The sequence below is a fragment of the Pseudomonas sp. PL-6 genome, from assembly GCF_054110165.1.
Genome location: NZ_CM134189.1, coordinates 3,047,620 through 3,068,302, shown reverse-complemented (window position 1 = coordinate 3,068,302; position 20,683 = coordinate 3,047,620). Strand labels below are relative to the sequence as shown.

The following is a 20,683-nucleotide window of genomic DNA, read 5'->3' as shown; positions in this document are numbered from 1 at the left end:
CGTCCTTCAATAGGCTTTGACGACTATGGCGGTGATGTTGTCCGGCGCGCCGCGGGTCAGGCCCAGGTGCACCAGGCTGCGCACCATCTCGTAGGGGGCGACGTGGCCGAGCACCTCCTGCAGCTCGTGTTCCTCCACGGTGCGGGTCAGGCCGTCGCTGCACAGCAGGAAGCAGTCGCCGGGCAGCACCTCGAGCTGCACCTCGGCCAGCTCCAGGCGCTCCTGGGCGCCGACGGCGCGGGTGACGATATTGCCCATGGGGTGTTCGCGCGCCTCGGCCTCGCTGAGCAGGCTGCTGTCGATCAGTTCCTGCACGTAGCTGTGGTCGTGGCTGATGGCCTGCAGCGCGCCCTCGCGCAGGCGGTACAGGCGGCTGTCGCCGGCCCACAGGCAGGCGGCCTGGCTGCCGCGGGCGACCAGCAGCACCAGGGTGCTGCCCATCATGCTCACGCCGCGGCGCCGGGCCTCCTCGCGCACCGCCTGGTTGACCTCGTCGAGGCTGTCGCGCAGCGCCTGCACGTAGTCATCGAGCCGCTGCGCCGGCGCCACCCGGCGCAGGCTGTCGACGATCAGGCTGCTGACGAAATCGCCGGCGGCGTGGCCGCCCATGCCGTCGGCCACCGCCCACAGGCCGACCTCCTGGGCGTCCAGGCAGGCGTCCTCGTTGACCTGGCGGACCATGCCGACATGGCTGTGGCTGGCGGACTGGTACTGCTCCACTGCGGCTGCGCTCATCATCGGCCCTCGCTCTGCAACTGCGCGGCCAGGCCGGGCGCAGGCGAGACGTCCGCCCCCAGTAGCAGGCCGCTGAACGCCTGCGCTGCCGGCATCCCGGCGCAGCACAGCAGGCCGGCGGCGACATGCTCCGAGCCGCGCCCCCACCACAGACTGGCGCCTTCGCAGGTGAGCTGGGCCAGCACGGCCAGGCGCTCGCCCGGGCTGGCCACGCAGAAATGCATCTGCCGAAACCCCGGCGTGCGCGGCATGCGCCGGCCGTAGGACGGCGTGTCGAGGGCGGCCACCGCCGCCTCGAAGGCCTCGAACTCGCTGCCCTCCTCCAGCGTCACCAGCAGCAGGTTCTCGACCTGCTCGTACCAGGCGTCCGGGCCGCCGAGTAGCGAACCCAGGTCGGCGTCGGCGTCCAGCAGGCAGGCGACGGTCAGGGGGAAGTAGCGGCCGACCCGGTCGACGCTGGGCATCATCACCCCGGTGACCGCCTCGTTGCCGATCAGGCCCGGAGCCAGGGCGAAGCGCCACAGCGGGCTGACCAGGTAGGCATCCAGCCAGGCCGGGCCCAGCTCCTGCTGGCTGGTGGCGATACCGCTGGCCAGCCAGGCGTCCCAGGGCTCGATAAAGCTGCTCGGCAGGCCGCGGTGAAGAAAGTCGCCGCGACTGGCCAGCTTGCCGTAAAAGCCCGCCGTCATAGCCGCTCCGGCAGGCTGAAGCCGGTCAGCACGCGGCTCTTGAACGGGTTGAAGGCGCTGCTGGCGCGCAGTTCGCAGGCCACGCTGGCGTTGTCCACGCGCAGGCGCAGGGTGAAACGGTCCGGCGAGGCGCCCGGGGTCAGGTCGGACTGTTCCAGCAGGCGGAACCAGGCCCAGGGCCCGTCCAGGGTCAGGCCGGAGCGGCCGGCGCTGGTCGGCGGGGTGATCGACAGGCGCACCACACCCAGGCTGTTGGGGCTCGGCCACTGCATGGCCACCGGCCGGCTGGGGCCGTGGTCGTAGGTCATCTGCTGGCCGTCCAGATCGAGGATGAACTGGCTGATCGCCGCGTCCATGGCCACCGGCTTGAGCTCGAAACGCACGGTGGGCTGCACGCCGCCGGAGCGGAAGAAGGCATCGCGGATCGCCGCCGCGCGCTGGAAGGTTTGCAGCACGCCGCCGCCTATGCCCAAGCGTTCGGCCGCCCCCGGCTGCCAGCGCCAGGTGGTCGCCGAGGTGTCGACGTAGGGCTGCAGGTATTTGCGGAAGTAGCTGTCCATCACCCCGCCGACGCCGAAGAAGTTGCCGAAATCCTCCAGGGTGGCGTCGCGCGTGCTGCCGCTGTCCAGCGGGTAGCGGCCGGCCAGCGACTGGCGGTAGACGTTGACCACCTCAGCCACCCAGGCGGCGTTGAGCTGGCTGCGGATACCACCCATCATGCTGTTGGTGGTGGCGTTGACCACCGAGTTGACCAGGTTCTGCACCAGCGGCGGCTGGCGTTCGCCGGCCAGCTTGACCCGCTGCGCCGAGGCCACCGCCTGGTTCTTCGCCTCGCCCAGCAGGGCATCACCGCTGGCGCCACTCATGGCGCTGAGCTGCACGTAGAGCTCGTTGAACTGGGCCAGCAGGTCGTCAATGGGCGCGCTGTTGCTGCCCTCGGGCTTGCGCACCAGGCTGTTCAGCTCGTTGAAGCGGGCGGTGATCGGGTCCACCTGCGGCGCGGCCTGTGCCTGGTTCTGCGGCGTCTGCCCGACCAGCGAGCCGAGCTGCTGCTTGAGCTTGTCCACCGTGCCGTCGGCGGCCTTGAGCTTGTCGGCGAGCAGGCGGTCTTCCTGCTGCAGGTCGGTCTCCCGCGCCACCGCCTCGAGCAGTTGCTTGAGCGGCGAATTGGGTCCGGACAGCACGCGCATCACGTCGGCGGCCTGGGCCACGCTGGTGATGGCGACGAAATCGACATCGCCGAGCAGGCTTTCCCACTGGCCGAGGAAGTCCTGGAAGTACAGGTTGCGCACCTCCAGGGCCAGGCTGGCGGCGTCCTGGTTGTCGCTCAGCGGCCGGCCCAATACCCACTGTTCCTCGGCCAGTGCGCCGGACTGGCTGAGGCTGGCGACCATGAACACCTGGCGATAGCCGCGGTAGGTGTAGAAGCCGCTGAGCGGATCGTTCAGCGGCTTGCCGCTCTTGCGGGTGAACACCAGCGCGGCGTCGCGCCCGGCCGCTTCGCTGATACGAAAATCCGCCAGGCCGTCGGGCAGCGGTTGCCGCTTGACCCGGTTGTACACCCGCTGCGCCACCGACATCTGCTGCAGCTGACGGCGCAGGTCCTCGATCAGGTTCTCGTCCAGGCGCGCCGGTGGCGGCTTGCGCGCGAACAGCGCATCGAGGTGCTCAGCGAGCGCCAGGCGCTGTTCGGGGGCCAGGTCGCGCGGCAGGCTCTGGTCCCAGTCCAGGTTGATCCAGGCCTTGATGAAGTCCGCGTCGTACTGCTCGGCGCTGGCCAGCATCAGGTAGGCCTTGAGCCCTTCGTAGAGGAAGTCGGAATTGCCGCCGCTGCGCAGCTGTTCCTCGATGCGGGTCAGCAGCCGCGGCGCCATCACCGCAATCAGCAGCTTGCGGTAGACGCTGCTGGCCTCGGCGCCGAGCATGTCGCCCTGGTACAGGCCGAAGCCCTCGGCCCAGGACGGCGGATTGTCTGCCACGTGGCGAATGGCGTTGAGCAGCGGCAGCACCGCCAGTACCTCGCGCTGCGCCGGGCTCAGGGCCTCCAGCTGGCCCTTGAGCGGCGCCACGCGGGCGTCGACCTCGGCGATATAGGCCTGGTTGGCGTTGTAGCTGGCCAGCCAGACGCCGGCGACCGCGACGAACAGCAGTACCGAGGCGGCCAGGGCGCCACGGGTGATCCACTTGCGCCGACGCTCCACCTTGGGGTTGGCGCCGACCAGCCCGCGCTCGCCGAAGGCCACCTCGCGGAACAGCCGCTCGATGAAGTAGCTGCGCCCGGTGCCGGTCTGCCGCGCCAGCTGCTGACGATCCAGGTTCATGCTCTGCGCCATGGCGCCGATCAGGCGGTCGATGGGGCTGCCTTCCTGGGTGCCGCTGGTGAAATAGACGCCGCGCAGCAGCACCCGCTCTTCATAGGGATTGGGTTTGAACACGCCGTCGAGGAAGCTGGCGAGGTTGTCGCGCAGCGCGGCGAACTGCTGCGGGAAGCCGTAGATCAGGTCGCGCCGGTTGGGGTCGCGCTCCTGCTGCAGGCGCTCGACCAGGCGCTGGGTCAGGCGCTCCTCCAGGGCGGCGAACTCCTGCCTGAAGCCGGCCAAGGGCCCTTCCCCGCTCTTGCCGTCGTCCAGGGCGAAGGTACAGCCCCAGACCTGGCCGCGCTCCTCCTTGCTGAGGCCGTCGAAGAACTCCATGAAGCCCGGCACCAGGTCGAACTTGGTCAGCATCACGTAGATCGGGAAACGCACGCCGAGCTGGGCATACAGCTCCTGCACGCGCGCCTTGATGGCGCGGGCATGGGCGGCGCGCTCGCTCTCGCTACCGAGCAGCAGGTCGGACAGGCTGATGGCGATAAAGGCGCCGTCGATGGGACGGCGCTTGCGCTGGTTCTTCAGCAGGTCGAGAAAGCCCAGCCAGGCAGCCTTGTCCACCTCGGCGTGGCTGTCCTGGGTGGTGTAGCGGCCGGCGGTGTCCAGCAGCACCGCCTCGTCGGTGAACCACCAATCGCAGTTGCGCGTGCCGCCGACGCCGCGGATGGCGCCGCCGCCCATATGCTCGGCCAGTGGGAAGTTGAGTCCGGAATTGACCAGCGCGGTGGTCTTGCCCGAACCGGGCGGGCCGATGATCACGTACCAGGGCAGCTCATACAGGTTGCGCCGCTCCTGGCCGCCGAGCTTGGCCTTCTTCAGCAGCTGCAGGGCTTCGTCCATGCGCTGTTTGAGGGTCGCCAGCTCCTCGGCGGTGGCCACGCTGGCGGCATCCGGCGCCACCGCCACCAGCCCCTGCATGACCTTGGCGGCGTTGCGCCGGGCCTGGATCAGGCGCAGGACGCGAAAGCCGATCCAGGTCAGGAACAGTAGCGCGATGAGGATCCAGCGCACCGTCGCCGAGGCCAGCGGCTCGTAGCTGCCGATGGCGATCAGCGGGCCGACGAACCAGATCACCAGGCTCAGGGCGAGCAGGCCGAGCAGCGGCACCAGCCAGCGCACGCAGAAATTGAAGAAGGCCTTCACAGGTTGCCCTCCGCGAATACGGTGATCTCCACCCGGCGATTGCGCGCGCGGCCGGCGGCGGTCTCGTTGGAGGCCACCGGCTCGGTGTCGCTGCGCCCTTCGGCGGTGAAGCGCTCGGGCTGGCCGCTGCGCGCGGCCAGCACATCCATGACCTGCTGCGCGCGGTCCTGCGACAGCTTCCAGTTGGAGGGATAACGCAGGGTGGCGATGGGCCGGTCGTCGCTGTGGCCGGTGACCAGCACGTTGCCCTTGACCTGACGGATGGCCTCGGCGATGCGCAGCAACAGCGGCTGCAGGGCGTCGGAAATGCTGGCGCTGCCGGAGGCGAACAGCTCGTCGCCGCGGATGGTCACCACCGAGCGATCCACCGCGTCCTCCACGGCGACGCGCTGGGCGCGGATGTCCTCTTCGAGAAAACGCGCCAGGCGCGGCCGCTCGATCAGCTTGGGCTGCAGCGGCGGGCGATCGATGGTCTGCACCGGGATCTCGCCCAGGGCATGGATGTTGCGAAACACCGGCTCGGCGTCGCTGGCCAGCTTCAGGCGCAAGCCGAATAGCAAGAGCAGCAGCAGCGCCAGGCAGATGGCCGCGCCGACCCAGGGTGGGACGAACTGCGACAGCCGATCGCGCACCGCGCTGCCCCCGCGCCAACGCGGCGACAGCTCGCGCTCGAACTCGCCGCGCACGCTGCGGATGGTCGCCGCGGTGCGCTCGCGCAGGGCTTCGAGCTGGCTGCGGCCGTCGTTCATCACCCGGTAGCGCCCCTCGAAACCCAGGCACAGGCACAGATACAGCAGCTCGAGAAGGTTCAGCTTCTGCCGGGCGTTCTGCAGGCAGTGCTCGAGCAGCTGGAACACCTTCTCGCCGCCCCAGGCCTCGTTGTGCAGGGTGATCAGCAGGCTCTGCTTGCCCCAGTCGCTGCCGCTGCCCCAGGGCGTGCTGAGCACCGCTTCGTCCAGCGCGGTACAGAGCACGTAGCGGCTGAGCATCACCTCGTCCTGCGGCACGCCGGCGCCCTTGGCCTGTTCCTCGAACTGGCGCAGATAGGCCAGCAGCTGCGCGCGCAGGCTGGCCGGCATCGGGTGGGAAATGGTGTTGCGCAGCCGCGTCAGCAACGCCAGCAGCGGTGCCGCCGCGCGCTCCAGCGGGTTGAGGCCCTGGGCCAGGCTGCTGGGCAAGGGCGCGCCAGGCATGGCCGGGGCTGGCCCGGCTGCGGGCGCCGGGCGAGGCTGCCCGCCGGGCGGCTCAGGTGCCCGGCCACCGGGGCGCGGCATGATCATGGTGCGGTCGCTGCCGCCGCCCGAGCCGCCGCCACCGTTGCCGGGTGGGCCGCCGAAGGGATCGTCGATCGGATGCATGGCGAACTATCCTCGGATGGCCCAGAAGGCCAGGTTCAAACCGGGGAACTGGCCGGCGATATGGAAGGCGAAGCCCCCCGAGTTGGCCAACTGCTTCCAATGGTCGCTGCCGCGATCCAGCTCGAAGTAGCTGGAGCCGGCGTGATAGGGAATCTGCCGTGGCGCCACCGGCATCGGCAGCAAGGCGATGCCCGGCAGCTGCAGGTTGACCAGGTCGCGGATGTGTTCCACCGAGCCGACCTTGGCCTGCTGCGGGAACAGGCTGCGCAGGTTTTCCGCCGGCACGTCGGCGCGCACCACCAGGACGAAGCTGGCGCCCTGCAGCAGGTTCTTGTCGGCCAGCATGGCCACGTGCACGCCGTAGGATTTCTCGACTATCGGGATCGGCGTGGCGCGGCTGTCGATGACCATCGACAGTGCCTGGCGCAGCTCGCGGATCACCGGGGCGAAACTGGCCGCCAGGTCGTCGTGCTCGTAGGCCGGGTACTCGGCCGGGCGCCGGCCGCTACTGGAAAAGGTGGCGAATTCGCCGGCCAGCGCCACCCCCTCGCGGTAGAAGGCCTCCGGGTGCAGCGGGCTGAGCCGGGCCAGGTGACTGATCAGCGGCTCAGCGCGGTTGACCAGCTGCAGCAGCAGAAAGTCGGCGATCTCCGAGGCGCCGCCGGCGCCGGAGGCCACCACCCTGCCCGCCAGCGCCTCGCCACGCTGATGCAGCAGGCCCTGCAGTTCGCTGCGAAAGGCCGCCAGCGGCGGCGAGGCGGCGACGTCCAGCAATGGCGGGATGTAGTTCTCGTCGAGCAGCAAGGCATTGTCGGCGCGTTTTTCCACCACCCGCACCACGCCGATGCAGGCGTACTCGCCGAGGCCGTCGCGCTCGGTGAGCAGGCGCAGTGCCTTGCCGCCGATGGCCAGCGGCGCGCGGCTCTCGAACGGCGCGTTGTCGTCGCGCACCTCGCGCACCTGGCTGACGTAGCGAGCGCCGCCAAGGGCTTCGCCCTCCTCCACGGTGTCGCGGGTGCCGGCGCGCTTGAGCGGCAGGCCGAGGTAGATCAGCTGGTCGCGCATCTGCGGGTCGACGATCAGCGGCGTCGGCGCCACGTCGTCGCCGGGAATGTCGAACGGCGTGCCGTCGGGCAGCACGCCGCGGGCGCCGAGAATGGCCAGCTTGCCCTGGGTCAGCAGCGCCGTGTCCAGCTGCAGTTCGGAGAACCCCCAGCCGCCGGCGAACATCGGCCGGCAGCGGCTGTCGACCAGGGTCTCCAGATAACGGTCATGCTGTTGCAGGTGTTGCGGGCGCAGGAACATCCCCTCGGACCACACCACTCGGTTATTCCAGGACATGAGCGAATCTCCCGAGTGGTTTATTTGGTCGGCGGCGCGGGCACGGCGCTGACCGCGCGCGCGCTGAGGCTGACGTTGAGCACGCTGGTCTGGTGCGGCGGGATGTTGACCAGCTGCCGCCACACCGAGTCGTCCAGGTCGCGGAAGGCGACCACCAGACCGAGCAGACGGCTCTGTTCGTCCAGGGTGCGGTCGAGGATCAGTTGTTCGCCGGGCTGGATCAGCAACTCGTCCTGGGCCACCAGATCGCTGCTCAAGGTGGCGTTGGCCGACTCGACCAGGGAGAAGTAGTCGGCCCGGCTGAACACCGCCCCGCTCTTCAGTTCGTACAGGCGTACCCGCACCGGTGCCGGCTGCCCGCCCGGCGCAGGATTGAGGTCGGCCGAGGCCTGGATCTGCAGACGCACCACGGTGGGCGCAGGCGGTGGCGGCTCCGATGCGCAGGCGGTCAGCAACAGGGCCAGCACTCCCCACAATATCCTTGGCATCTTTGGCGTCCTCTAGAAGTTTTATTATTTCAATTCAGAATTAACAGCCCGCCGCTCCATAACAAACACTAAGTTCTACGCAGTTTGGCGCTGTGCTCTTCATAGGCGCGACTGAACTCGCGGCCGAACAGGTCCTGGAAGTCGTCCTCCGCTTCCCGGGATATGGCGGCATAGGTTTCGGTGAACAGTTCCCAGTACTTGGCTTGGCGCCCCCCCGACAATAATCCGCCAATACCCGAAGGTTTGTTCAGACGCGCCTCCAGAGTGGCCGGCTCGAAGCGCTTCAACAGATGTTTGATGGCCGCCTGTACCCCCGCCATGACCGCCAGTTGGTGCGCGCGCAGGTCATCGAAACTTTCCGCGATGGCCTGGTCGGCCGGCATGAAGGCCTGGTTGCCGGACCGCAGCAACAGCAGCAACGCCTCCTCGACGTTCGGCGCGAATTTCAGCGGGTTGTTTTCCACCGGCTGAATCATGGTCTGCGCCATGCGGAACTCGCCCTTGAGACTGGCGCGGGCGCGCAGCACGTCCACCAGGCCTTCGACCATCTGCCGGTAGCTGCGGCCGATGGCTTCCATCTGCGCCAGCGCCTCGCCCCGTTCGATGCGCAGCTGCGCCACCCCGGCGCCGCGCAGAAAGGCTTCCAGGGCGTCGTCGGTAGGCGCCGCCGCGCCAGGCTGCGGCGTGCCGACAGCGGGCGGAACGGGCGCGGCGACGGGCGCCGTTGGGGCGGCCGGCAGCGGCGCGGCCACTGGCACAGGCTGGGCAGCCGGCACCGCTGGCGGCGCCGACGGTGCGGCGGGCGGGGCCTGCGGCGTCGCCGCGGCGATGCCCAGTTCGGCGAAGGGATCCCAGTCCGCCGGAATCGCATGCGCCGCTGCCGGGCTGGCCTCGACCGGCGGTGCGGACACCTGCGCCTGCGGCGGGCGGAAATCGTGGCGTTCGGCGGGAATATGATCGGGCGCGCTCGGCGGCGGTACCGCCGGTGTGGCGAGGAAGTCGAACAGGTCGGGCTTGGTGTCCAGCGGCGAGCCGCCCGCCTGCATCTGCGCCGGGGCGGCGGGCGGCGGCGCGGGCATGCTCGGCGCGCCGGCGCCTTGACGGTTCATCAGCGCATCGAAGCCGGTGAAGGGATCGCTGGCGGCGGGCAGCCCCGGCGACGATATGTCGGCGCCGGTAATCTGTACCAGGATGTCGTACTCGCCCAGGCGCACCAGCTCGCCGTCCCGCAGCGGCTCGCTATTGCCGCGGTGCAGGCGCACCCCGGCGTTGACCAGTTGCACGCCGTTGGTGCTGGTGTCGGTCAGGTAATAGGTGCCGTCGCGGAACTGGATCACGCAGTGCTGGCCCGATACCAGGCGCTCCGGGTCGGGCAATACCCAGTCGTTCTCCGGGTTGCGCCCGATGCGCAGCTCGCCGCGGTCGAGCTCCATGTCCGCACGCTGCCCGGGCGTCAGCTTGTGATAACTGGTGATGGTCAAACGCAGCGGCATTCAAACTCCTTACAAAACTTCGCTCATCGACCGCATGAGTCCCCAACCGGTGCCCTGAGTATAGGCATCACAAAGTTGACCAGTGTTGTTCAGGAGTAACACTTTGAATCTGCTTTTTTGTAATTAGCGATATAGCGAAAGACACTAAATAAAGAATTTCGGCTCGCCTATCTTAATCCGCTCGACAGTTCGTCCAGGCGCCTGGCCAATTTCTTGACAAGCCTAAAACAACGCCAAGACTTGCTCTAACAACTCGATAGGAGTGGCCATGCCCCGCTCCGAATAGAACGTAATCCACAGGATGTGGATTGAAGTCCAACGTTCGCTCTGACGGTATGCCTGCCCGCAGCAGGTTGGATATGGAGATCACCCATTGTGGTGGACGTACAGCAGCTGTTGACCGCGGTATCCCCCGACTCCCCGAGTGGCGCCGATCTCGAATACGACTCGGCGTTCCTCGAACTCGAGCGCGTCGCCCAGGGCCAACCCGAGCGCCAGATGGGCGATTCGGTATTGCCCGCCGAGCCGCCGGAATGGCGCCAGGTGCGCGATCTGTGCGTCGAGCTGTTCGCGCGCAGCAAGGATCTGCGCATCGCCAACTATTACCTGCAAAGCAGCATCGCCCTCGATGGCCTGCCCGGCCTGGCCCAGACGCTGCAGCTGATCCAGGCGCTGCTGCAGCAGTACTGGGACAGTCTCTACCCGATGCTCGACGTCGAGGACGACAACGACCCCACCTTCCGTATCAACGCCCTGGCCGGCATCGGCGCCGAACCGGTGGTGCGGCTGTTGTGGGAAATGCCGCTGATCCGCTCGCGCGCCTTCGGTACCGTGACCTTGCGTGCCGCGCTCAATGCCAGCGGCTTGCAGCGCTTCGCCAGCGAAAGCCTGGGCCTGGAACAGGTCGCGGCGGCCTTTCGCGACAGCGATGCCGAGCAGGTCGAGGCCTGCCGCGCCGCGGTCGGCGCCGCCCAGGCGGCGCTGCAGGGGATAGAACGGGAGGTCAACGAGCGCGTCGGCTCGGACCGCGGCGCCGATCTGGGCACCATCAAGCAGCTGCTGCGGCATGCCGTGCAGATAGTCGCCGAACAGGCGCCTGCCGCGACCGCGGCAGAGGTGGCCGAGACGGCTCCCGTCGCAGAGGGCGCCAGCGCGGCAACAGCGGGCGCGCCCGCCGCACCGCGCATCAGCGGCGAGATCGGCAATCGCGACGACGTGCTCAAGACCCTCGACCGCATCCTCGCCTACTACGCCCGGCACGAGCCCTCCAGCCCGGTGCCGGTGCTGCTGAGCCGGGCCAAGACGCTGGTCAGTGCCGACTTCGCCACCATAGTGCGCAACCTGATCCCCGACGGCTTCTCCCAGTTCGAAAAGCTCAGGGGGCCCGACGGCGAATAGCGTCGGGTCACCTCATTCACAGCCCATAGCCGCATACGCAGCGCAGGAGGAACAAGATGGCCAACCCCAGCAGCCAGAAATTCATCGCTCGCAACCGAGCTCCACGGGTGCAGATCGAGTACGACGTGGAGCTCTACGGCGCGGAAAAGAAAGTCCAGTTGCCCTTCGTCATGGGGGTGATGGCCGACCTCGCCGGCAAACCCGCCGAACCGCTGCCGGCGGTGGCCGACCGCAAGTTCCTCGAGATCGACGTGGACAACTTCGACTCCCGGCTCAAGGCGATGAAACCCCGGGTGGCCTTCAACGTGCCCAACACCCTGACCGGCGAGGGCAACCTCAGCCTCGACATCACCTTCGAGAGCATGGACGACTTCAGCCCCGCCGCCGTGGCGCGCAAGGTCGACGCGCTCAACCAATTGCTCGAAGCCCGCACCCAGCTGGCCAACCTGCTGACCTACATGGACGGCAAGACCGGCGCCGAGGAAATGATCATGAAGGCGATCAAGGACCCGGCCCTGCTGCAGGCATTGGCCAGCGCGCCGAAACCGACCGACTCCGAGCCGCAAAGCTGATTAGAGGACGCAGACCATGGCCGAACCGATGACCGAACAGCAGGCCCAGGGCGGGACTGCTACCGAAGAGACCAGCGACTTCGCGTCGCTGCTGCTGCAGGAATTCAAACCCAAGACCGAGCGCGCCCGCGAGGCGGTGGAAACCGCGGTGCGCACCCTGGCCGAACATGCGCTGGAAAAGACCGACCTGATCTCCAACGATGCGATCAAGTCCATCGAGTCGATCATCGCCGCCATCGACGCCAAGCTCACCGAGCAGATCAACCTGATCATGCACCACCAGGACTTCCAGCAGCTGGAAAGCGCCTGGCGCGGCCTGAGCTACCTGGTCAACAACACCGAGACCGACGAGCAGCTGAAGATCCGCGTGATGAGCATCTCCAAGGGGGAGCTGCACAAGACCCTGAAGAAGTTCAAGGGCACCGCCTGGGACCAGAGCCCGATCTTCAAGAAGATGTACGAGGAAGAGTACGGCCAGTTCGGCGGCGAGCCCTACGGCTGCCTGGTCGGCGACTACTACTTCGACCAGTCGCCGCCGGACGTCGAGCTGCTCGGCGAGCTGTCCAAGGTCTGCGCAGCCATGCATTCGCCGTTCATTGCCGCGGCATCGCCCACCGTCATGGGCATGGGCTCCTGGCAGGAGCTGTCCAACCCGCGCGACCTGACCAAGATCTTCACCACCCCCGAGTACGCCGCCTGGCGCTCGCTGCGCGAGTCCGAGGATGCGCGCTACATCGGCCTGACCATGCCGCGCTTCCTCGCCCGCCTGCCCTATGGCGCCAAGACCGACCCGGTGGATGCCTTCGCCTTCGAGGAGGACACCGCCGGCGCCGACAGTAGCAAGTACACCTGGGCCAACTCGGCCTACGCCATGGCGGTCAACATCAACCGCTCGTTCAAGCTCTACGGCTGGTGCTCGCGCATTCGCGGCGTGGAGTCCGGCGGCGAGGTGCCGAACCTGCCGGCGCACACCTTCCCCACCGACGACGGCGGCGTAGACATGAAGTGCCCGACCGAGATCGCCATTTCCGACCGCCGCGAGGCCGAGCTGGCGAAGAACGGTTTCATGCCCCTGCTGCACAAGAAGAACACCGACCTGGCGGCCTTCATCGGCGCCCAGTCGCTGCAGAAGCCGGCCGAGTACGACGACCCCGACGCCACCGCCAACGCCAACCTGGCGGCGCGCCTGCCCTACCTGTTCGCCACCTGCCGTTTCGCCCATTACCTCAAATGCATCGTGCGCGACAAGATCGGCTCGTTCAAAGAGAAGGACGACATGCAGCGCTGGCTGCAGAACTGGATTCTCAACTACGTCGACGGCGACCCGGCGCACTCCACTGAAACCACCAAGGCCCAGCACCCACTGGCCGCCGCCGAGGTGGTGGTCGAGGAAGTCGAGGGCAACCCCGGCTACTACAACTCGAAGTTCTTCCTGCGCCCGCACTACCAGCTGGAAGGCCTGACGGTGTCCCTGCGCCTGGTCTCCAAGCTGCCCTCGGCCAAAGGCGCCTGATCCACCCTCACATTGGTATCCGCCACGGCGGCGGATACCGCACCACGTAGCGTGGCGCGAGCCACCAAGGAGGCATGATGGCTGTTGATATGTTTATCAAGATCGGCGATGTGGACGGAGAATCCGCCGACAAGACCCACGCCAAGGAAATCGACGTACTGGCCTGGAGCTGGGGCATGTCCCAGTCCGGCAGCATGCACGTGGGCGGTGGCGGCGGCGCCGGCAAGGTCAGTATCCAGGACATCTCGTTGACCAAGTGGATCGACAAGTCCTCGCCCAACCTGATGATGGCCTGCTCCAGCGGCAAGCATTACCCCGAGGCCAAGCTGACCATCCGCAAAGCCGGCGGCGAGGATCCGGTGGAGTACCTGATCATCACCCTCAAGGAAGTGCTGGTGTCGTCCATCAGCACCGGCGGCAGTGGCGGCGAGGATCGCCTGACCGAGAACGTCACCCTCAACTTCGGCCAGGTTCAGGTCGACTATCAACCGCAGAAACAGGACGGCAGCAAGGACGGCGGCCCTATCAAGTACGGCTGGAACATCCGCGAAAACGTCAAGATCTGAGGCATGACCGCCCGGCGCCGCTGCGGCGCCGGGCGCTCGTTTCGTCGGCCATGGCACCAGCGCAGGCGCTCGGCGCGTACGTCTGGTATCGCCACCAAAGGCCAGGACACCCGCGGCCCGCAGCGCCACTGCTGCGCGGCACATGAACGGAAGGACGCAGCGATGAATGCCGATGAACTTGTGCGTGCCGGTCAGCTGAACGAGGCCCTGGGCGCCCTGCAGGATCAAGTGCGCAGCCAGCCGTCCAACCCCGCCCTGCGCGTCTTCCTCTTTCAACTGCTGGCCGTGCTCGGCCAGTGGGGCCGCGCGCAGAACCAGCTCAAGGTCGCCGGCGAGCTGGATGCCGGCGCCCTGGCCATGGTGCAGACCTACCGCTCGGCCCTGGAATGCGAGGCGCTGCGCGGCGAAGTCTTCGCCGGGCGGCTGACGCCGGTGCTGCTGGGCCAGCCGGCGGACTGGCTGGCGCCGCTGATCCAGGCCCTCAAGCTGGATGCCGAAGGTCATGCCGAAGCTGCAGCGCAGCTGCGCGAGCAGGCCTTCGACGCCGCCCCGGCCATCGCCGGCGAACTCAACGACGAACCCTTCGCCTGGTGCGCCGACGCCGATCCGCGGCTCGGCCCGGTGCTGGAGCTGATCGTCAACGGCCGCTACGTCTGGCTGCCGATGGAGAACCTCGCCAGCCTAAGCTGCGAGGCGCCCAGCGACCTGCGCGACCTGGTGTGGATGCCGGCCGAGCTGACCCTACGCAACGGCGGCACCACCGTGGCGCTGATTCCCAGCCGCTACCCGGACACCGTCGAACTCGGTGACGACGCCGCGCGCCTGGCGCGCAAAGTCGACTGGCAGGACAACGGTTTGCCCATCGGCCAGCGCCTGTTCGCCACCGACCGGGGCGAAACCGCGCTGTTCGACCTGCGCAGCCTGCGCTTCGCCGCCGGGGACGCCTGAGCATGGCCGAGCTGACCCTGCAGGAGCGACTGCAGCCTTCGCTGCTCGATCGTCTCACCGACGACGAGCCGAGCAACCCCAAGGAAAGCGCCGAGCGCCGGGTGATGAATCTCAACCAGCTCAAGGCCTCGGTGCTGCGCGACCTGGCCTGGCTGCTCAACACCACCGCGTTGTTCGGCCCGGAAACCGCGGCACAGATGCCGGCCGGCACCTCGGTGATCAATTTCGGCCTGCCGCCGCTGTCCGGCCACACCGCCTCGAGCATCGACGTACAACTGGTCGAGACCCTGCTTGCCGAGATCATCGAAACCTACGAGCCACGCCTGCTCCAGGGCTCGCTACGGGTGCGCGCGCAGCTGGCAAGCGACGAGATGAACCACAACGCGCTGAGCTTCGAGATCGAGGCCGACCTGTGGGCCGAACCGGTGCCGCTGCGCCTGCTGCTGTCCACCGATCTGGACCTGGAGACCGGGCATATCAAGGTCGCCCCGGTCGACGGCAGGAGGCGCGCATGAACCCGCGCCTGCTCGACTACTACAACCAGGAGCTGCAGCACATCCGCGAGAGCGCCGCCGAGTTCGCCGCCGAGTTCCCCAAGATCGCCAGCCGCCTGACCCTGTCCGGCATCGACTGCGCCGACCCCTATGTCGAGCGCCTGCTGGAGGGCTTCGCCTACCTCACCGCGCGCGTGCACCTGAAACTGGACGCCGAGTACCCCACCTTCACCCATAACCTGCTGGAAATCGCCTACCCGCACTACCTGGCGCCGACGCCCTCGGTGGCCGTGGTGCAACTGTGCGCCGATCCCGACGAGGGCTCGCTGGCCAGTGGTTTTCGCGTCGAACGCGGCGCAGCGCTGCGTGGCCAGCTCGGCCACGAGGAGCAGACCGCCTGCGAGTATCGCACCTGCCACGACGTCACCCTGTGGCCGCTGGAGGTCAGCCGTGCCGAGTATTTCGGCAACCCGGCCACCGCCCTCGGCCGCCTTGCCGCGGCCGAACCGCGAGCCAAGGCCGGCCTGCGCATCCGTCTCAAATGCGGCGCCGGCATGCCGTTCAAGGCCCTGGCGCTGGACAGCCTGCCGTTGTTTCTCGGCGGCGCCGACGAGCAGCCGTTCCGCCTCTACGAGCAACTGCTGGGCAACGCCTGCGCCTTGTTTATCAAGAGCGTCGATGGCGAATGGGCCGAACGCCTGCCGCTGAGCTGCATCCAGGCACGCGGCTTCGACGACGCGGACGCGGTGCTGCCGGTGGTGCCGCGCGCCTTCCAGGGCTACCGCCTGCTGCAGGAGTATTTCGCCCTGCCCAATCGCTTCCTGTTCGTCGAGTTCGCCGGCCTTGCGCGCGGCGTGGCGCGCTGCAACGCCCAGGAGCTGGAACTGGTGGTGCTGTTCACTCGCCTGGACAGCAGCCTGGAAGGCGCGGTGTCGGCCGCCCAGTTCGTGCCCTTCTGCACCCCGGCGGTCAACCTGTTCCCGCGCCGCGCCGACCGCATCCACCTCAGCGACCGCGTGCACGAACACCAGGTGATCGCCGACCGCACCCGCCCGCTGGACTTCGAGATCCACTCGCTGACCCAGGTCAGCGGCCACGGCAGCGGCCCCGAGCAGCCGTTTCAGCCCTTCTACGCCATTCGCGATCCGGCCCGTTACGGCCGCGAGCAGGCCTATTACGTGGTGCGCCGCGAGCCGCGCCGGTTGTCCAGCCAGGCGCGCCGGCGCGGGCCGCGCTCCACCTACGTCGGCAGCGAGACCTTCGTCTCCCTGGTCGACGTCAACCAGGCGCCCTACCGCCACGACCTTCGCCAACTGGGCATCGGCGCGCTGTGCACCAACCGCGACCTGCCGCTGCTGATGCCGATCGGCACCGGCAAGAGCGACTTCACCCTCGAAGACAGCGCGCCGGTGCAGGCGGTGCGCTGCCTGGCCGGGCCGAGCCGGCCGCGCGCCAGCCGCGCCCACGATGCCAGCGCCTGGCGACTGATCAGCCAGCTGTCGCTCAACTACCTGTCGCTCAGCGAACGCGGCCAGGGCGCCGCGGCCCTGCGCGAGTTGCTGCGCCTGTACGGCGATCCGGCCGATTCGGCGCTGCAGTTGCAGATCGAAGGCCTGCGCGAGGTGCGCAGCAGCCCCTGCACGCGGCGCCTGCCGATGCCCGGGCCGATCGTGTTCGGCCGCGGCCTGGAGATCAGCCTGGAATTCGACGAGAACGCCTTTCGCGGCACCGGCGTGTACCTGCTCGGCGCGGTGTTCGAGCGCTTTCTCGCCCGTTACGTGTCGATCAACAGTTTTACCGAAACAGTATTGCGCACCACCGAGCGCGGAGAGGTCATGCGATGGCAGGCACAACCGGGTCGCCGCCCGAACATCTGAGCGGCGCCGCCGAGATGGCCGCCGCGCCCTGGAGCTACGACTTCTTCCAGGCGCTGCGCCGTATCGAATGCGCGGCCGTGGCGCAGCCGCGCATCGGCCGTTCCGTGCGCCTGGCCGACGATCCGCTGCGCCTGGGCCAGCAGCCCGACTGCAGCTTCGCCCCGGCGACCCTGGCCAGCGTGCACCAAGGCCAAGTGCCGCGTATCGAACAGTTCTTCTTCGGCCTCACCGGCCCCAACGGGCCGCTGCCGCTGCACCTGACCGAGTACGCCCGCGAGCGCCAGCGCAACAATGGCGACGCCACCTTCAAGCGCTTTCTCGACGTCTTCCACCATCGCCTGCTGACCCTGTTCTACCGCGCCTGGGCCGAGGCGCGGCCCACCGTCAGCCACGACCGGCCGGACGACGACTACTGGTCGATGCGCCTGGCCGCCCTGTCCGGCCGCGGCATGCCCAGCCTGCTCGGACAAGGCCCGCTGGCCGATTCGGCGAGCCTGCACTTCAGCGGCCACCTGGCCGCGCAGACCCGCTACCCGGACGGCCTGCGCAGCATCCTCGAAGCCTATTTCGAGGTGCCGGTGCGCATCGAGGAATACGTCGGCCAGTGGCTGCAGCTGCCGCAGTACAGCCAGGTCGGCGCGGCCGCCTGCACCCTCGGCAGCGACCTGTGCCTGGGCACCCACGTATGGGATCGCCAGCACAAGTTCCGCATCCGCCTCGGCCCGCTGAGCCTCGAGCAGTACCAGCGCCTGCTGCCGGGCCAGGAGAACTTCGCCGAGCTGGCCGCCTGGGTCGCCGAGCACCAGGGCGACGAGCTGGACTGGGAGGTCAACCTGGTGCTGCGCTGCCAGGAGGTGCCGCGCATCGACCTCGACGGCGGCACCCAGCTCGGCTTCAACACCTGGCTCGGCACCCCGTTGCACGACCCCGACGACCTCTCGCTGGTACGCGACTACGCCAGCCAATCCATCCCCGATTCGAGGAGCTGCGAACATGAGTGAGATCAGCCGCGCCGCGCTGTTCGGCAAGTTGAACAGCCTGGCCTACAAGGCCATCGAAGCCGCCACGGTGTTCTGCAAGCTGCGCGGCAACCCCTACGTCGAACTGGTGCACTGGCTGCACCAGATCCTCCAGCTGCAGGACTCCGACCTGCACCAGCTGGTGCGCCAGTTCAGCCTCGACCCGGCGCGTCTGGCCAAGGACATCACCGAGGCGCTGGATCGCCTGCCGCGCGGTTCCACCTCGATCACCGACCTGTCCTCCCACGTCGAGGAAGCGGTCGAGCGCGGCTGGGTCTACGGCAGCCTGATGTTCGGCGAGAGCCAGGTGCGCACCGCCTACCTGATCGTCGGCATCCTCAAGACGCCGAGCCTGCGCCATGCGCTGACGGCGATTTCCCGCGAGTTCGACAAGATCAAGGTGGAGAGCCTGATCGAGCGCTTCGACGAGTATGTCGGCAACTCGCCGGAGAACGGCCTCGGCGCCAGCGACGGCTTCAACGCCGCCGGCGCGCCGGGCGAAGCCAGCGGCGCCATGGCTCCCAGCGCCATGGGCAAGCAGGAGGCGCTCAAGCGCTTCACCGTCGACCTCACCGAGCAGGCGCGCAGCGGCAAGCTCGACCCCATAGTCGGGCGCGACGAGGAGATCCGCCAGCTGGTGGACATCCTCATGCGCCGCCGGCAGAACAACCCGATCCTCACCGGCGAGGCCGGCGTCGGCAAGACCGCGGTGGTCGAGGGCTTCGCCCTGCGCATCGTCGCCGGTGACGTGCCGCCGAGCCTCAAGGACGTCGAGCTGCGCGCCCTCGACGTCGGCCTGCTGCAGGCCGGGGCGAGCATGAAGGGCGAGTTCGAGCAGCGCCTGCGCCAGGTGATCGAGGACGTGCAGAGCTCGCCCAAGCCGATCATCCTGTTCATCGACGAGGCCCATACCCTGGTCGGTGCCGGCGGCGCGGCCGGCACCGGCGATGCCGCCAACCTGCTCAAGCCGGCGCTGGCGCGCGGTACCCTGCGTACCGTGGCGGCCACCACCTGGGCCGAGTACAAGAAGCACATCGAGAAAGACCCGGCGCTGACCCGGCGCTTCCAGGTGGTGCAGGTGGACGAGCCGTCCGAGCACAAGGCGATCCTGATGATGCGCGGCGTGGCCTCGACCATGGAGCAGCACCACAAGGTGCAGATTCTCGACGAAGCGCTGGAGGCCGCGGTCAAGCTGTCGCACCGCTATATCCCGGCGCGCCAACTGCCGGACAAGTCGGTGAGCCTGCTGGATACCGCCTGCGCCCGCGTCGCCATCAGCCTGCACGCGGTGCCGGCCGAGGTGGACGACAGCCGCCGGCGGATCGAGGCGTTGGAAACCGAGCTGGCCATCATCGCCCGCGAACAGGCCATCGGCATCGCCATCGGCAGCCGCCAGAGCGACGTGCAAGGCGCCCTGGCCGAGGAGCGCGAGCGCCTGGCCGCCCTGGAAAGCCGCTGGAGCGAGGAAAAGGCCCTGGTCGACGAGCTGCTGGCGACCCGCGCCAGCCTGCGCGCCGCCGCCGAAGCGGTCGACACCACCGGCGCTGCCCAGGCGCAGCCGCCGAGCCCGCAGCTGAGCGACGACGAACGCCAGGCGCTGCACGGCAAACTGGCGGATCTGCAGGGCCGCCTCAGCGCGCTGCAGGGTGAAACGCCACTGATCCTGCCCACCGTCGATTACCAGGCGGTGGCCTCGGTGGTCGCCGACTGGACCGGCATCCCGGTCGGGCGCATGGCGCGCAACGAGATCGACACCGTGCTGCGCCTCGACGAGCACCTGAAAAAACGCATCATCGGCCAGGACCACGCCCTGAGCATGATCGCCAAGCGCATCCAGACCTCGCGCGCCGGGCTGGACAACCCGAGCAAGCCGATCGGCGTTTTCCTTCTCGCCGGCACCTCCGGGGTGGGCAAGACCGAAACCGCCCTGGCCCTGGCCGAGGCCATGTACGGCGGCGAGCAGAACGTCATCACCATCAACATGAGCGAGTTCCAGGAGGCGCACACCGTCTCCACCTTGAAGGGCGCCCCGCCCGGCTACGTCGGCTACGGCGAAGGCGGCGTGCTGACCGAGGCCGTGCGGCGCAAGCCCTACAGCGTGGTGCTTCTGGACGAGGTGGAAAAGGCCCACCCGGACGTGCACGAAATCTTCTTCCAGGTGTTCGACAAGGGCGTGATGGAAGACGGCGAAGGCCGCATGATCGATTTCAAGAACTGCCTGATCCTGCTCACCACCAACGCCGGTACCGAGATGATCGCCGGCCTGTGCAGCGACCCCGAGCTGATGCCGGACCCCGAGGCCATCGCCAAGTCGCTGCGCGAGCCGCTGCTCAAGGTGTTCCCCCCGGCCCTGCTCGGCCGCCTGGTGACCATCCCCTACTACCCGCTGAGCGACAAGATGCTCGAGAGCATCAGCCGGCTGCAGCTGGACCGCATCAAGAAGCGTGTGGAGGCCACGCACAAGGTGCCGTTCGACTACGAGCAGAGCGTGCTCGACCTGGTGGTGTCGCGCTGCACCGAGGCCGAGAGCGGTGGCCGGCAGATCGACGCCATCCTCACCAACAGCCTGCTGCCGGACCTGTCGCGCGAGTTTCTCGGCCGCCTGCTGGAGGGCAAGCCGCTGGCCGGTGTGCATATCGGCGCCGAAAATGGCCAGTTCAGCTACCGCTTCGACTAGCAG

Annotated in this window: 16 protein-coding genes; 9 read left to right on the top strand and 7 right to left on the bottom strand. The window is 68.2% G+C overall.

Translation table 11 applies throughout. The features are described from left to right. Positions 1-6 precede the first annotated feature (6 nt). The 7 genes from ACW9UL_RS12930 to tagH form a co-directional block, all read right to left on the bottom strand. Positions 7-735 (bottom strand): PP2C family protein-serine/threonine phosphatase, encoded by a 729-nt coding sequence (locus ACW9UL_RS12930; RefSeq protein WP_457787259.1) that lies wholly within the window; start codon positions 733-735, stop codon positions 7-9. Continuing rightward, positions 735-1,424 carry a type VI secretion system-associated protein TagF gene (tagF, locus tag ACW9UL_RS12925; protein ID WP_457787258.1) on the bottom strand — a complete coding sequence of 230 codons (690 nt, stop codon included), beginning with the start codon at positions 1,422-1,424 and terminating at the stop codon, positions 735-737. The genes ACW9UL_RS12930 and tagF overlap by 1 nt, the downstream gene beginning before the upstream one ends. Then, positions 1,421-4,936: a type VI secretion system membrane subunit TssM gene (tssM, locus tag ACW9UL_RS12920; RefSeq protein ID WP_457787257.1), complete on the bottom strand. Its 3,516-nt coding sequence runs from the start codon at positions 4,934-4,936 to the stop codon at positions 1,421-1,423. The genes tagF and tssM overlap by 4 nt, the downstream gene beginning before the upstream one ends. Then, entirely contained in the window at positions 4,933-6,294 is a 1,362-nt protein-coding gene (locus ACW9UL_RS12915; RefSeq protein ID WP_457787256.1) for a DotU family type VI secretion system protein, read from the bottom strand. The genes tssM and ACW9UL_RS12915 overlap by 4 nt, the downstream gene beginning before the upstream one ends. A gap of 6 nt (positions 6,295-6,300) precedes the next feature. Beyond that, positions 6,301-7,635 (bottom strand): type VI secretion system baseplate subunit TssK, encoded by a 1,335-nt coding sequence (tssK, locus tag ACW9UL_RS12910; protein WP_457787255.1) that lies wholly within the window; start codon positions 7,633-7,635, stop codon positions 6,301-6,303. Positions 7,636-7,655: 20 nt separating this feature from the next. Then, positions 7,656-8,123: a type VI secretion system lipoprotein TssJ gene (gene tssJ / locus ACW9UL_RS12905; RefSeq protein WP_122107895.1), complete on the bottom strand. Its 468-nt coding sequence runs from the start codon at positions 8,121-8,123 to the stop codon at positions 7,656-7,658. Between the two features lie 68 nt (positions 8,124-8,191). Then, positions 8,192-9,616 (bottom strand): type VI secretion system-associated FHA domain protein TagH, encoded by a 1,425-nt coding sequence (tagH, locus tag ACW9UL_RS12900; protein ID WP_457787254.1) that lies wholly within the window; start codon positions 9,614-9,616, stop codon positions 8,192-8,194. A 375-nt stretch (positions 9,617-9,991) separates the two neighbouring features. Here tagH and tssA point away from each other — a divergent pair, with 375 nt between their 5' ends. From tssA to tssH, 9 genes are all read left to right on the top strand, one after another. Further along, positions 9,992-11,014, top strand: coding sequence for a type VI secretion system protein TssA (tssA, locus tag ACW9UL_RS12895; RefSeq protein ID WP_457787253.1), 1,023 nt, complete (start codon positions 9,992-9,994; stop codon positions 11,012-11,014). A 56-nt stretch (positions 11,015-11,070) separates the two neighbouring features. After that, positions 11,071-11,586: a type VI secretion system contractile sheath small subunit gene (gene tssB, locus ACW9UL_RS12890; RefSeq protein WP_003245007.1), complete on the top strand. Its 516-nt coding sequence runs from the start codon at positions 11,071-11,073 to the stop codon at positions 11,584-11,586. Positions 11,587-11,602: 16 nt separating this feature from the next. Beyond that, positions 11,603-13,099: a type VI secretion system contractile sheath large subunit gene (gene tssC, locus ACW9UL_RS12885; RefSeq protein ID WP_021443732.1), complete on the top strand. Its 1,497-nt coding sequence runs from the start codon at positions 11,603-11,605 to the stop codon at positions 13,097-13,099. 77 nt (positions 13,100-13,176) lie between these two features. Beyond that, complete coding sequence (locus tag ACW9UL_RS12880; RefSeq protein WP_031303038.1) at positions 13,177-13,665, top strand: Hcp family type VI secretion system effector; 489 nt, start codon at positions 13,177-13,179, stop codon at positions 13,663-13,665. Positions 13,666-13,827: 162 nt separating this feature from the next. After that, positions 13,828-14,613 (top strand): type VI secretion system accessory protein TagJ, encoded by a 786-nt coding sequence (locus ACW9UL_RS12875; protein ID WP_021443730.1) that lies wholly within the window; start codon positions 13,828-13,830, stop codon positions 14,611-14,613. A gap of 2 nt (positions 14,614-14,615) precedes the next feature. Continuing rightward, positions 14,616-15,128 carry a type VI secretion system baseplate subunit TssE gene (gene tssE / locus ACW9UL_RS12870; RefSeq protein WP_021443729.1) on the top strand — a complete coding sequence of 171 codons (513 nt, stop codon included), beginning with the start codon at positions 14,616-14,618 and terminating at the stop codon, positions 15,126-15,128. Next, the gene (tssF, locus tag ACW9UL_RS12865; RefSeq protein WP_397487543.1) at positions 15,125-16,984 is read left to right on the top strand and encodes a type VI secretion system baseplate subunit TssF; all 1,860 of its coding nucleotides are present in this window, start codon (positions 15,125-15,127) and stop codon (positions 16,982-16,984) included. The genes tssE and tssF overlap by 4 nt, the downstream gene beginning before the upstream one ends. After that, entirely contained in the window at positions 16,948-17,985 is a 1,038-nt protein-coding gene (gene tssG, locus ACW9UL_RS12860; protein ID WP_457787252.1) for a type VI secretion system baseplate subunit TssG, read from the top strand. Before tssF ends, tssG begins: the two co-directional genes overlap by 37 nt. Next, the gene (tssH, locus tag ACW9UL_RS12855) at positions 17,978-20,680 is read left to right on the top strand and encodes a type VI secretion system ATPase TssH (RefSeq protein ID WP_457787251.1); all 2,703 of its coding nucleotides are present in this window, start codon (positions 17,978-17,980) and stop codon (positions 20,678-20,680) included. Before tssG ends, tssH begins: the two co-directional genes overlap by 8 nt. The last annotated feature ends 3 nt before the right edge of the window (positions 20,681-20,683 follow it).